Origin of the sequence: Marinobacter sp. MIT930201 (assembly GCF_047122665.1) — a bacterium.
GTDB lineage: Bacteria > Pseudomonadota > Gammaproteobacteria > Pseudomonadales > Oleiphilaceae > Marinobacter > Marinobacter salarius.
This window is the reverse complement of the sequence record NZ_CP138916.1, coordinates 1,899,180-1,912,333: the sequence shown is the minus strand read 5'-3', so window position 1 is coordinate 1,912,333 and position 13,154 is coordinate 1,899,180. Positions and strand designations below refer to the sequence as shown.

The 13,154-nt window shown below is 56.3% G+C and carries 8 protein-coding genes; 3 read left to right on the top strand and 5 right to left on the bottom strand.

The annotated features are described in order from the left end of the window. The first annotated feature begins 134 nt into the window (after positions 1-134). Both SIC19_RS08880 and SIC19_RS08875 read left to right on the top strand, forming a co-directional pair. Entirely contained in the window at positions 135-1,820 is a 1,686-nt protein-coding gene (locus SIC19_RS08880; RefSeq protein WP_226909967.1) for an arylsulfatase, read from the top strand. Between the two features lie 33 nt (positions 1,821-1,853). Next, on the top strand, positions 1,854-2,846 hold the full coding sequence (locus tag SIC19_RS08875; protein WP_075195494.1) for a porin: 993 nt from the start codon (positions 1,854-1,856) through the stop codon (positions 2,844-2,846). A 22-nt stretch (positions 2,847-2,868) separates the two neighbouring features. Here the strand turns inward: SIC19_RS08875 and SIC19_RS08870 are convergent, their stop codons facing one another. Beyond that, positions 2,869-3,858: a helix-turn-helix transcriptional regulator gene (locus SIC19_RS08870; RefSeq protein ID WP_075195493.1), complete on the bottom strand. Its 990-nt coding sequence runs from the start codon at positions 3,856-3,858 to the stop codon at positions 2,869-2,871. Between the two features lie 311 nt (positions 3,859-4,169). Here SIC19_RS08870 and SIC19_RS08865 point away from each other — a divergent pair, with 311 nt between their 5' ends. Further along, positions 4,170-6,140 carry a tetratricopeptide repeat protein gene (locus SIC19_RS08865; RefSeq protein ID WP_159265584.1) on the top strand — a complete coding sequence of 657 codons (1,971 nt, stop codon included), beginning with the start codon at positions 4,170-4,172 and terminating at the stop codon, positions 6,138-6,140. 47 nt (positions 6,141-6,187) lie between these two features. On the opposite strand, the gene SIC19_RS08860 is transcribed toward SIC19_RS08865, so the two are convergent. From SIC19_RS08860 to SIC19_RS08845, 4 genes are read right to left on the bottom strand one after another with little or no spacing between them, the layout of a single operon-like run. Further along, a complete protein-coding gene (locus tag SIC19_RS08860; protein ID WP_007152875.1) occupies positions 6,188-7,516 on the bottom strand; it encodes a DUF1329 domain-containing protein in 1,329 nt (442 codons plus the stop codon). Positions 7,517-7,531: 15 nt separating this feature from the next. Next, entirely contained in the window at positions 7,532-9,433 is a 1,902-nt protein-coding gene (locus SIC19_RS08855; protein ID WP_075195491.1) for a DUF1302 family protein, read from the bottom strand. A 43-nt stretch (positions 9,434-9,476) separates the two neighbouring features. After that, on the bottom strand, positions 9,477-11,942 hold the full coding sequence (locus tag SIC19_RS08850) for an efflux RND transporter permease subunit (protein WP_075195490.1): 2,466 nt from the start codon (positions 11,940-11,942) through the stop codon (positions 9,477-9,479). An 11-nt stretch (positions 11,943-11,953) separates the two neighbouring features. Continuing rightward, positions 11,954-12,943, bottom strand: a complete 990-nt coding sequence (locus SIC19_RS08845) for a WD40/YVTN/BNR-like repeat-containing protein (RefSeq protein WP_041333553.1) — start codon at positions 12,941-12,943, stop codon at positions 11,954-11,956. Positions 12,944-13,154 lie beyond the last annotated feature (211 nt).

Sequence of the window (13,154 nt, the reverse complement as noted above, 5' to 3'; positions counted from 1 at the left end):
ACGCCCGCTTTCCAGATTTCTGCGCATTTTGGTTAGGCCCTGCGCATACGGGATAACCCTTACACCACAACCCTCAGCAGAATGAAGTTGACCACTCACAGGTGGCTCAACAACAAACTGACTGAGGGCATGAAATGTATAACAACAATGCACTGCTTCGTCGGTTGGGTATGGCCCTGGGGCTGATGGCAGCCTCGATGATGGCCTCCGCTGATAAGGCGGGCAAACCCAACTTTCTCCTGATTGTGGCCGATGACCTGGGCTACTCGGACATCGGCGCCTACGGCGGGGAAATCGAAACCCCAAGCCTGGATGCCTTGGCGGATGAGGGCGTCCGCATGACCAACTTCCATACCGCACCAACCTGCTCTCCTACTCGGTCCATGCTGTTGTCCGGTACTGACAGCCATCAGGCCGGTATCGGTAACATGGCTGAACTACTCACTGCAGAGCAGAAAGGTAAACCCGGTTACGAAGGGTATCTGAACGATCTCGTAGCAACCCTTCCAGAAGTCCTTCGAGACAATGGTTACAGTACGTCGATAGCCGGTAAGTGGCACCTCGGTCGGACGGAAGAGCTGAGCCCGGCAGCTCGTGGTTTCGATAACTCCTGGGTGCTTGTCCAAGGTGGCGCCAGCCATTTTGATGATGGGCGCGCCATTATTGGTGTCGATCCAAAGGCAATCTATCTGGAGGATGGGAAGCAGGTTGAGGCGCCTGAAGGTTTCTACTCATCTAACTTCTACGCCGACAAGGTCATCGAATATATCGATGCTGCAGAAGACAAGCCTTTCTTTAGTTTTCTTGCATTTACCGCACCCCATTGGCCGCTCCATGCACCAGAGTCCTACATAAACAAATACGAGGGCCAGTATGGCGAGGGCTATGAGGCAATTCGCAAGCAGCGTGTGGGTAAGATGAAGGAGATGGGGCTCATAGGCCATGAGCTTTCAGCCAATGTTCCGTTTGATGAACTTCCCACCTGGAATGAACTGACTGATGAGCAGCGCAAGATTGAAGCCCGCAAGATGGAAGTATACGCGGCCATGGTCGACAACATGGACCACAATATCGGCCGTGTGATGGGCTATCTGGAGGAGACGGGCGAGCTGGACAACACCGTCGTGCTGTTCATCTCCGATAACGGTGCCGATGGCAATAGCCCGGAAGTGTTGCCCAGGAATAAGGAATGGATTGCCTCCGAGTACGACAACAGCTACGACAATATCGGCCGTCCTGACTCTTACATCTGGTATGGCGCTCAGTGGGGGCAGGTCAGTGCTACGCCATATCCTATGTGGAAGGCATACCCGTCCCAGGGCGGCTTGCTGGTTCCGGCCATTCTCAGCCTGCCGGGTCAGTCCGGTGGCGAAATTAACCACGAGTTCTTCCACGTGATGGATGTTATGCCCACCTTTCTGGAGTTGGCGGGTATTGAACAGCCCACAAGCCCCTATAACGGCCGTGAAATTTTCGATATCCAGGGCGTGTCCATGCTCCCAGGCCTGAATGGTAAAGCCAAGACAAACCGCGTTGTTGGTTGGGAGTTGCTGGGCCGTGCCGCGGTGCGTAAGGGCGACTGGAAAATCCGGCTACTGGAAGAGCCCTATGGCCAGGGAGAGTGGCAGCTGTTCAACCTGGAAGAAGATCCTGCTGAAACAACCGACCTGGCTGCGGAGAAGCCGGAAAAGCTCAAGGAAATGCTAGTGGAGTGGGACGCATACATTAGCCGCAACGGTGTCTTTCCTGCTGATCCTGCGGACATGAGGAAAGTAGGTTACAGCTTCACCACCTGCCTGTACGGCAAGTGTGTTGAGTAACCGCGCCCCGCAAAAACAAGCAGGAGAACTAGTATGACAATCCGTAAAACTGTTTTGGCAGCTGCGGTTTCCGCCGCTGTCGCGACCCCCGCAATAGCGGTAGAGCTGGAGCAACCGGAGGCGTACGGCTATCTGAGCGCCGGTGCCCTGAAAATTGAAGGTGCTGATGCCGAGGCTGAGGCTTTTGAACTGGAGCTGGGATTGAGGGGCAAGGCGGTCATCGACAAGGGGCTGAACCTGAACTATGCAGTTGAGGTGGATCTGGCCGCGGCCGCCAACGATGCTGATAGCCGCAATCCGGGAGGAGAAGCGGAGGTACACGTCAAAGAAGCAAAGTTCTGGCTACCGACCCGTTACGGCATGTTTGTAGTGGCGCCGCGCGGAACGAGTGGGCAGTGGGTAGACATCTATAGCCCCATCAATCATTACGAATTCAACGAGCCCCACGCTGATCTCCACCCTGACGGAATTTTTGCCCAGCCGGACAGGACATCCGGGACATTTGCCTATCACACACCCTGGTTAATGAAGACCAAACTGGTAGTGGCGGCAATTACGCTGAATGACAGCAACGATCAGGATGTGGACGGTAGAGCAATTCGCCTGGTTCACAAGAGTGAGAATCTTAATTTTGCGGTTGGAACAACGATGTTGATGCAGGAACAACTGCCACCATTCGCCACCGACGATTACCAGATCTCCGCCGCCGGAGCTAGCTACAGCCTTGGGGGCCTGACACTGGGCGCGGTTTGGGAACACAACTCCAACTCACCATACCCCCTGGCGCCTGATGGTAAGGCAGACTATGACTCTTACGGTATATCGGCCAACTACGTTGCGAGTAGTGGGGCGGGTGTTGCGATTGGGTACAAGGAAAAGAACCATGACTATAACGCTGAAGATGAGAGCGTTTACACCCTCAAGGTGGAACAGCGAGTGGCACCGCAGATGAAAGTCTGGGCCGAGACCGGTCAGTACGACACTCTGCCAAGCAACTATGCGGTGGGCTTTAGCTTGTCTTTCTGAACATGAAAGCGTCTTGCCCGGCCTATACCGTCCTGGACCGGGCCTTTTTAGGCAACACGAAGTGCGCATTTCGGCGCTGCCGCACGGTTTCCGAAGGCAGCTCGCCGAAGGCCTCCTGGTACTTGCATGTGAAATGGCTGAGGTGATTGAAACCGTAGGAGAACGCAGCATCGCCGATGTTGATATCCGGGTCCGACAGGAGCGTTTCCCTTACGCCTTTGAGCTTATGACGAAGAATGAATTTAGCAGGCGTGGTGTTCAGGTAGGTTCGAAAACCGGACTCAAGGGAGCGCCTTCTGGCTCCGGTAACACGAAGCAAATCGCATACTGATATGGGTTCCCGAATATTCGCCAGAATCCAGTCTGTTGCGAGCCGGATACGCGCTGGCAGAATATTCAGGTTTTCGGTTCCAGGCCGGTGGAGTTGATCTGATAACTGAGCTACCAGGAGACTCTCCCATTGTTTTTGAACTGAAACCCCGATGTTTCCCTGATAAATCTGGTGCTGCGCTGCCAGGCACTCAATGCCGTTTTTAAGCAACTGAGCATCCTGGTGGTTTCCAGACACAAGGGTCGTGTCGTCCCGCAGGAGTTCGAGGCTTGGAACGCCCAGGTTGTCAATCAACGTTTGTTTGGAGAGGTTTATAACGACGGATCTGGTGGATTTTTCCCAGACCAGATCTGCGAGCTTCCCCGGCGCGATTAAAAGCAAACTGTTGGGGGGAATATCCTGGTTCAGTGCGTTGCAGTGAATGCGACCTGACAATACCAGTATCGCATGGAAGGTTGACTGTGCATCCGACTGGACATGGACTTTCTCCGACCATTGAGCACCAAAGAGAGTAGAGCCCCCCAGTGGTTGGCAGGTCAGCAGATTGTTAGCGCTCCCACTAGCGGACAGCGGTGACACTTCCCGATCATCGATGCGGGAGTTGATAAAGCAACGGGCTTCCTCAAAATCGGAGGACTGAACGCCGATGTTGTGGGAAAAGGGAACGTCGTCTTTCTTCATAGCGCAATATCGTTGTTTTTGTATGCTCTGTTCGGAATTTCCATCCGTTTTGTTGAGTATTATAAGCAATGGACAGGCCAGCTGTAGTGGGTCTCAGCTCGGGCCTTGCAGGACAAAGGCAACGGAAGCCAATAAGGCGATCCAGACGCGATAATCAGTTAAGCATCTGGTAAATACCCGACGTTCACGACGCGAGATTGAACGATATGATTAACCCTGACCGGTGTTTGTCGGTGTTCTTTTGTCTGGTATTAACAAGCGCAGGTGTTGTCGCTAAACCGGCAGATTGCGCCGGTTGTCATGCAGATGAAGTGGAACAATGGAGTGAGTCGCAACATGCGGCGGCGATGGCGCCTGCCAGCCCAGGTTCTGTATCAGGCGATTTCTCCGGGGCGACCTACAGCGACGACGATCTTGAGGTCCGGTTCAGCCGCACTGAAAATACCTACGTTATCCATACCACTGAAGGCAGGAAAACAAAGCAATGGACGGTGCGATATACCTTCGGTGTTTATCCGTTACAACAGTATCTGATCGATATCGGTAATGGCAGGCTCCAGGCGTTAAATATTGCCTGGGATTCCCGGGACGAGCCCGAAGGTGGTCAGCGCTGGTTCAGGCTGGATCAAGCGGGTGAAAACCATCCCGGAGATGCCATGCACTGGACCGGCATCTACCAGAGCTGGAACAACCAGTGCGCGGATTGCCACTCCACTGGGCTAGAGCGCAACTACGATACGCAAAGCGATACTTACAATACCACCTGGGATCACGTTGCAGTGAGCTGCACTGCCTGTCATGAAACGGCACAGGCACACGCCGAAGCCAAGCACCAGGACAGGTCCCTCGGCGCCGGCGTCGATCTGGCGGCGATGGGAGCCTGGCTGGTCAGTGAAGGTGGCCGCCCGCCACGACACACGGGAAAATCATCCAGTGATGCGCAGGTGACTACCTGCGGGCGTTGCCACTCGTTAAGGACCAGTCTGGCCGACACTAAGGGCGGCCAGGTCCATGACCAGTATAGCCTGAGCCGGCCAGAGCAGCCGCTGTATTATTCCGATGGCCGGGTGCGGGAAGAAGTGTTTGTGCTGGGCTCCTTTGAGCAAAGCAGAATGTTTCAGGCCGGCGTGGTATGCAGCGACTGTCACAACCCCCACAGCGGGGAACTTAAAGCAGAGGGAAACGCCGTCTGCGCGCAGTGCCACGATGCCGGCGATTTTGATACGCCGGAGCATCACCATCATCCTGAAGACAGCGGCGGGGCCCTGTGTGTGAACTGCCACATGCCAGAAACCACCTTCATGAAGATTGATGACCGCCGTGAACACAGCTTCATGGTGCCGCGGCCGGATGTCTCGAAAGCTAGTGGTAGCCCGGATGTGTGCCTGGCGTGCCACTCTGACAAGGAGCGCGACTGGTCAGTAGCCACAGTGGGTGGCTGGTTCCCGGAACTCTATGAGACTGATACCTGGTATCACGTTCAGCAGCAGGACATAGCAGAGGTGACGGCTTACCTCACAGACTCTGACAAACCGGCACTACGCCGGGCTACGCTGTTGGAGCGATGGGGTGAAGCGCTGGCCCGGAACAAACCATCACTTGTCGCGGAACTGCTCCGGAGCAAACATGCGGTGATTCGTGAGAGTGCCTACAGAGTGCTGCGCCATGGGGCCGAAGATCAGGCCCTGAAATTGGCGGTAGTCGGCCTTAATGATCCATCCCTTGCGGTACGCATCGCAGCCTTCGAAACGCTGGTGAGGCTGGGTCAAACCCTGGATTCAGGGGCCTGGAAAAATGCCCGGAACGAATACGAGCGCTTCCTGGATGTTCAGTCAGACCTTCCCTCGGGCCTTGTCCTGAAGGCCCGCTACCTATTGGCGAACGACATGATCTACAAGGCCGAAAAGACGTTAGACCGTGCCCTGGAGAAAGACCGTGGTTATGTCCCGGCAGCCATTCAGCTAACGGATGTTCTCCGCTCTGGAGGTCGTAACCGTGAAGCGATCCAGTTGATTGACTCAACGCTGGAGGCATCGCCGGGTGAGGCGCAGCTGGTTCACCTGCGTGGCTTGATAAACCTGAAGCTGAAGGACTACCCAGCAGCCCTGGAAAATCTGGAGCAGGCCGCTGAGCTTGCCCCGGAGCAATGGTTGTTCGGCTACCGCTACGCGGTGGCACTGTATCAGCTGGGCCAGAAGGATAAGGCCCGTGAGGTGATCGCGTCTTTGCTGGGCCGGTTCCCCGACAATCGTCGCATCCGGGCGCTGATGAGCCATCTTTAATGAATAAAAAAGGGCCCGATAATACGGGCCCAAGGGGTACACCAGCCTTAACTGCCGGTTGCGCGGAGATGCTGCACGTTGAACATATTGGGGGGGGACAGCTCGGGGTCGACCTGGCCCTTGAACTGGCCGGTGGTGCAGTGGCTGGCCTGCACGTCGATCATGCTGAAGCTGTCGTCAATGGATACACCGGTACCCTCGTTCTTGGGCAGGTGGTGGTCTGGATGGGCCTGTCCGATGGTGAAGGTTTTCCACAGGCTGCCCTTACGGTCATAGGCGACGGTGCGGGGAATGGTGAACGTCTGGGCGTCCATGTAGTGGATACGTTTCGACAGCGGATGGCTTTCATCCACCGGTTTCGCCTCCACTTCGTACACCTTTCTGAGCTGCCAGGTGATGTCCGGGAAACAGCCGCCCTTGCCACTGAAAGCCACCACCTGGTAACCATTGCTGTCGCTGTGGGTTTCTTCGTCCAGCTTCAGCTCGTTGTGGTTGTAGAACGGCATCAGCATGTAACGGGTGCCCTTATAGGTCCAGTCCATGTCGGAAATGCGGCCGTTGTAGCCCTCGAAGTCTTCGATCATCAGGTCCGAACCGAGAAAGGCATCGGTAACCTGGCCTGTGGCCAGGCGGCGCACGCGGCGCTGGAAGCCCAAATAGAGCCAGGAGTTATCACGTTTGAGGTCGTCGGCGGCCCGGTGAATCAGAAGTTGCGTATTGCGGACGTCCGCTGGGTCGAGTACCTGTACATAGATGGCGCGGAACAGGTCAGACGGGTTGGGCGTGATTTCCGGGGTGGGTTCCTGTATCACTCGGCCCTTGTAATTCAGGAAGTGGAAGTTGAATTTGATGGTCCGCTCCACCTTGGCTGATTCCATGTCCCGGTACTTCCAGTAGAACGGCATGATGGCGGCACTGTCGCCCCAGTTGTAGCCGTACTTGTAGTTCCAGGCCAGTTTTTCGCCGGCGCGGGGGTCATCCGCATCCGGCTCCTGCGGGAACGGGCGACCGGCTTTCCAGCCGTTAATTTCCCCGACCTGCTCACCCAGGGAAACCTCACCCAGGGCGTTGCGGGTTGCGTCCACATAGGCAGGGTGCAGGTCGAAGGACGTGGTCTTTCCCACGGCAATGGATGTCCAGCCGTTCTCGATGAAGGTATAGAAGGCCGGATCGATCACGTCCTTGAACTGTGCCACGTTGGATTCGTCGATGGTCATGCCGGCGCTAAGCCCTTCGTGGCTTGGCATTTGATCCTTGTATGGATGGAACGATTCGTTGATGACCTTGTCACTGGCAAAGGCGCCAGCGGAGAAGGCGCCCGCCGTAAGACCGATCACCAGGCCATTAAACACGGATTTTCGGAATGCTCGTTTCATGATGTTTCCTCTATATCAGAAGCTGTAACGCATGGTCAGTTGAAGCTCGTCTTCTTCCTGAGCCATTCCAATGGGGCCAGATTGGAAGCGGCCCAGCGGCTCGTATCCACCCAGGCCGGCAGACTCCCCGGCCGGTTGCCCCGGATAGGTGGCGGTGAACGGATCCCAGGGGTTGCAGCTACGGCAGTCATCGAATTTGCGCGCGCCGGTACCCACCTTGATGTTTGCACCGGCCGTGACACGGAAGTTGTCACTGACCAGCCACTCAACAGACGGCGCGATCGCGGTTGCCCCGGCTCGGAAATCATGTGCGGTGATGATCTGCGGGCTGAGGCGGCCATTCATGTAGAAGCCTTTGATCAGCAGGGTGCCTGTCCAGTTTTCTTTCCAGTCGGGAATACCGGCTTCACCAAACCGACGCTGCTCGCGCTCGTGATCCAGGATGTGCTGACCGAATACCTGGCCGGAGAACAGGAATGCCTGGTGTTCGTTCAGGAGGGGAATGAAGATGTTCTTGTCAGCGCCGACCACGTAGCGAACCACGTCGCTCTCGGAGTAGAGATCTTCCTCCAGCGTATTGGCGAATTCCTCGCCGGTGGTATAGGCCGCTTCAAGCCTGAGGACGGTATCAACACTCTGGGCGTAATAATCCAGGGAGCCACCGAACAGGTTGACCCTCGGGAAGTGGATATCGAAGGCAATCAGGCTTGGCCATATACCGGTTTCACCGGTAAAGCCGTTTTGTGCGGGAATACCGCCCCGAAGAGAGGGCAGTTGGGAGCGATAGGTCAGGGCGTTGAGCGAGAAGCCCAGATCACCATAAACGCCTTCCATCTTGAGGCCGACCTGGGTATTCGCCAGGCTCCAGCTTGGCATGTGCGCTTCGCGGATACCGATCTGGCCGGGGCCGAAATCCGTTGCCGCTTCGCCGCCTGCGAAGTTGGCCACTGTGCCACCATTTTCCCAGAGGCTGTTCATGCCGCGGAAGAAGCAGCCGGCATCGAGAATAACGTTGGGCTGACCGCACTGGCCGATATCGTGCGGGCGGAACTTGTCGAAGTTCCATACCAGCTGGAAATTAAGGTCGTCGAAGGCGAGGCCATCGAACACCTCGGTTGGCCCCATGCGGTAGTCGGTCCGGAGTATCCACATGGGAATCCGGATGTCTTCCAGTTCGTCGTAGATATTGTTGCGGGAGTAATCCACCGGGTTGATCACATCCAACACCCGAAAAAGGTCGGTACGTCCCCAGATGACTTGCTGCTTGCCCAATCGGGTGCTGAGGATATTACCGTTCGAGAAGTTGTAATCGAAATCCACGTAGAGTTCGCGGATGAAATCGGCGCGGTCGTTGAACTCCTGGAATCGCATGTCGTTGGTGTCTTTGTCCAAATAACCGTCGATACACCCTCGTTCGTCCTCGTCACAGGGGCGAACCGGCACGCCGAAGGCTACACCGCCGTCGGTATCATGCAGGTTTTCACCCAACACGATCATGCCTTCGTTGGGGTTGTTCGCTTCACTGAAGGAGTTCGGCAGCTTCAGGCCGCCACCGTGGGGCACGGTGGCGTTGGGTCCCGCTGCCCGGTTTTCCAGGCGGACCGGTCCACCGGCATTGCGGCCGTATTCGTCATCATTAAGGTCGTAAACACCGTCATAGCTACCACGGAGCGTGGCGTTGACGGAGACATTACTGAAAATGCCGACATCTCCAGCCCGTTTCTCTGCTTCCAGCTGTAGTGTGTTGCGGAATTTTGAAAGCCCTACGCCATCCCGGCCGTAGGTTGCATTCTCGTAGAAGCCGTTTACCCGGGTATCTTCCTGGGCGACGGCGGAGTTGATTGGTAACAGCGCCAGGCCGGCACTTCCCGCAAGGGTATAGCACCAGAGCCTCAGGCCTTTTATTGTTGTTTGCATGGCATGTCCTCGTTACAGGTTTTAGTGGAGTGTCCTACCGGGCTCAGGCCCGGTACGGCTCTCCCGGCACGAACCCATCCTCTTGTTCCCGTGGGGAACCGGACGATGGAGATGGTGTTGGTGGATGACGATCAGCATGGAGAATGCCGTCTTCGTCGGCGTAAACATCGGTAACAAAGCGAGGCTTGAAGACCAGTACCCAGGAAGGCACCAGAAGCATGGCCGCGATGCCGTTGATCACGATCATGACGCACAGCAGCAATGCTGCATCAGACTGGAATCGGAGGTCTGAGAAAATGACCCACATGATGATGCCCGCCATCAACGTCAGCGCGGTGAAACTGATGGCCATGCCGGTGGTGGATATGGCTCGCCTGACGGCGTCCCTCAGGTTGCCAAGTCGGGCCATTTCTTCCCGTATCCGGTCCATCATGTAGATGGAATAATCGATGCCGACGCCGATACCCACGGCAATCACCGGCACGGTATTGATGTCGATATTGAGCGCATTAAAGCCCATATAGGCGTAGGTGAGAGTGGTTGCGAAAATCATCGCCAACAGCATCATCAGCCCGGCGTGTAATGAGGTGTAGAACAGCATGACAAAGGCAAAGATCAGCAGGAAAACCAGTGGCAGAACAATGACATTGGTCTCGAAGGCTGATTCGTTCATTGCGGCGGCAACACCAAGGGTTCCCCCCGCGAGTTTGATGGTCAGGCCCTCAACGCTGTCACCGTTCTCCGCGATCCATTCCTTGGCCATGTGAATGGCACGGCGGATGGTCTCGCCCTGGCGGTCCTTGTAATAGAACACCAAGTTGGCAACGCGGTCGTCGGTGTCGTTGAATTCATCAAGGGCCCCGGGAATCGGGCTGGAGGCCATGTAGGTAAACATCAGCCCGCCGACATAGCCCGCATCGTGAGGAATCTGGTACCAACGGGGGTCGTCGTTGTGCATCAGGCGGTTAACTTGCTTAACGAGGTCGGGCAGGCCTTTGCTGCCGCCCACTTCCGGGTCCTTCAGCATGTGGGATTGCAGATCAGAAAGGGCAGCCAGTACCTCCGGACGTTTCAGGCCCCCTTTCTCTTCGGTTTCCGCCACGATGTAGAGCTCCTCGGAGCCCGGGAAGCGCTCATTCACCACGCGGGAAGAAACGTTGTAGTCGTGGTCGGGATACAGGATGGGAGAGCCTGGCTCCGAGTCGCCAATCTGCACGTTGGACGCCGCTAATAGTCCTGCGGCCATCGCCAGTGCCGCGACACTCAGCACCACTTTCGCCGCGCCTGGCCGTGCAACCGTGCGTGAGCAACTGGCGCCGATATGGCGCAGGGCGGTTTCGCGCAGGTTCGGGTCTTTGGGCGTTGGCAGAATGGATAACAGAAGTGGCACGCCGATCAGCACCGTGAACACAACAGTGATCGCCCAAAGGGAAGCATAGATGCCCAGATGGGTATTCAACGGAATGGACCCGATGGCAATGAGCGACAGGCCAATAGCATCCGACACAACACCCAGGGAACCAGGGCGGAAAAGACTGTCAAAGGTCGCTTTTGCGGCTTTGGGGCCACTACCCAGTTCGCGGGTTTCCGCATAGTAGCGTTCAACGAGCTGTACGCCATGGCTCATCGCCCTGGCTGCAATCAAAAAGGGGATCACCAGCCCGAGCGGATCCAGGTTGTAACCGAGCAGGCTGATGATCCCAAGCCCCCAGATCGTGGAGACCAAAACGCCGCCCAGGGGGATCAGCACACCGTAGGCCTTGCGGAAATGGAAAACGAGTAAGGCCAGCATGGTGATTACGGTGAAAATAAAGATCTGGAGGATCTGCTCCATGTACGTGTAGGCCCACCCCACCAGGACTGGCTGTCCCGTGGCGTAGATCCTGACTCCCGCGCTTTCCTCCGCTTCACGCAGCTGTTGTAACTGTGCAAACGTCTTTTCGTAATCCAGCTTGCCTTCAATCAGTTGCGCCTTGACCAGGGCCATTTTCATATCTGGAGACACAAGGGGGCCGTACACCCGTGGGTTGGCCGCCACATCGGCTTTCATGGCAGCCAGTGCTTCCCGTGAGTACTCGCCGGAGGTGGAGTCGTAGTAGGGTTCCGAGTTGATGCTGCCGACTTCCGTAAGCCAGATTTTGCGGGAATTCCGGTGAGTCACGCTGGACACAAGGTTGTGGTTAACCCCGGGCAGGTTGTCCACGGCCTGGGTGATTCGGTCGATCTTGGCGAGATTCTCGTTGGTAAAAATGTCGCCATCTTCGAATTCGACACCCACCGTAAGAACGTTGGCGCCGCCAAAGCTGTCCTTGATGCTGTTGTGCAGTTCGATATAGGGATGTTGCTGCGGCAGCAGGTCGGCGAAGTCGGTGTAGATTTTCAGCCCGGGGATACGCAGGGCGAACGCCAGCGTGAGGATGGCGATCACGCTCAATACCTTGCGCGGGTTGTTGAAGATCCATAGCTCCAGCGAATGCAGGAGATGGGTGAATCGATGCAGTCCAGGCATGGCGGAGTTCCTCAGTCAGTGCTGGCCGAGTGGGCCACGGGAGTTTCAAGGTTCAGCAGCAGGCCACGGCCACCAGCGGCGAGTAGTCGGTGGTCGGGGAGAATCAGGCCGGTACGCAAATACAGGGGTTGGTCGGACGCGGAGATCTTCTGCCAGGATCGCCCCGTCTGCTGCAATACGGTGGCGTTATCCGCCAGGGCGTATAACCCTGAAGGGCCGGCAACGAAACCGAATATCGGGGCGTTGATGCCGGTGGGGGATTTCTCCCAGTTCTCTCCGCCGTCGGCGGTGTGGTAGATGAAACCGTTCAGGCCGCCAACCCAACCTTCATTGTCTGAACGGAAATAGCTGGAATGGGCGTAAAACTCATCCGGAAGGTAGCCGGCATAGTCCCAGTTCTCTCCGCCGTCCGTGGTTTTGAGTACCAGGCCATACTCACCGGTTATGAAAGCATGGTCGGCATCGATGAACTGGAGGTTGTTGAGGATGGCGTCTTCGTTGAGTGAAGTCTCAGTCCAGGTCTCACCCTGGTCAGCGCTGCCCTGAATAGTGGTGAAAGCACCTGCTGCCCACCAGTTGCCGTCCGGAGCGCAAGCGGCGGTCATCATCTGTTCCTGGCTGGGCAGGGAATGCGCCGTCCAGTTATCTCCGCTGGTATCGCCATGCCAGATTTCGTTGTTGAACGTCAGCGCAATAAAGCTGTTGTCCGGGCATACGTCCAACGCAAGGAAGCTTTCCGACGTTGGCGTCTGCCGTTTCCAGCTTTCTCCGTTGTCTGAGCTGACCAACACAACACCGTTGTTGCCAGTCAGCACGATAACCTCGTCATTGCGAGCAATGGCTTGATAGAAATCGGTCCGTTTAACGGCCTGTCCCGACTGATCTCGAACCGCGTCAAGATCCAGGGGCGCTTCGCAACCCGTTAACAGAACCGAAAACAATCCGACCAGCGATACGGCTGCGCCGGTAGTGCGCCATTTGCGCAGGGGGGCATTTCGCATTTTATGTCACCGTCTTTGTTTTTGTGGATAACGCGACTGACGGTGATTTAGCAACGCGTGTGCCATGCACGTTTTCGCGCTGTTAACTGTCTGTATTTAATGGTGAAGGTGACGGTTTTAGAGAGCTTTAGGGAAGTTTGGTGGGGCAGTTAATAGGATTGAGATTTATCAAATGATGAAACGGGTGGGGCGTTTGTTGATATCGTCAAAC

Bases quoted from the DNA above. Each gene is read 5' to 3' on its own strand.
- SIC19_RS08880 (WP_226909967.1), top strand. From the start codon at position 135: ATGTATAACAACAATGCACTGCTTCGTCGGTTGGGTATGGCCCTGGGG.
- SIC19_RS08875 (WP_075195494.1), top strand. From the start codon at position 1,854: ATGACAATCCGTAAAACTGTTTTGGCAGCTGCGGTTTCCGCCGCTGTC.
- SIC19_RS08870 (WP_075195493.1), bottom strand. From the start codon at position 3,858: ATGAAGAAAGACGACGTTCCCTTTTCCCACAACATCGGCGTTCAGTCC.
- SIC19_RS08860 (WP_007152875.1), bottom strand. From the start codon at position 7,516: ATGAAACGAGCATTCCGAAAATCCGTGTTTAATGGCCTGGTGATCGGT.
- SIC19_RS08855 (WP_075195491.1), bottom strand. From the start codon at position 9,433: ATGCAAACAACAATAAAAGGCCTGAGGCTCTGGTGCTATACCCTTGCG.
- SIC19_RS08850 (WP_075195490.1), bottom strand. From the start codon at position 11,942: ATGCCTGGACTGCATCGATTCACCCATCTCCTGCATTCGCTGGAGCTA.
- SIC19_RS08845 (WP_041333553.1), bottom strand. From the start codon at position 12,943: ATGCGAAATGCCCCCCTGCGCAAATGGCGCACTACCGGCGCAGCCGTA.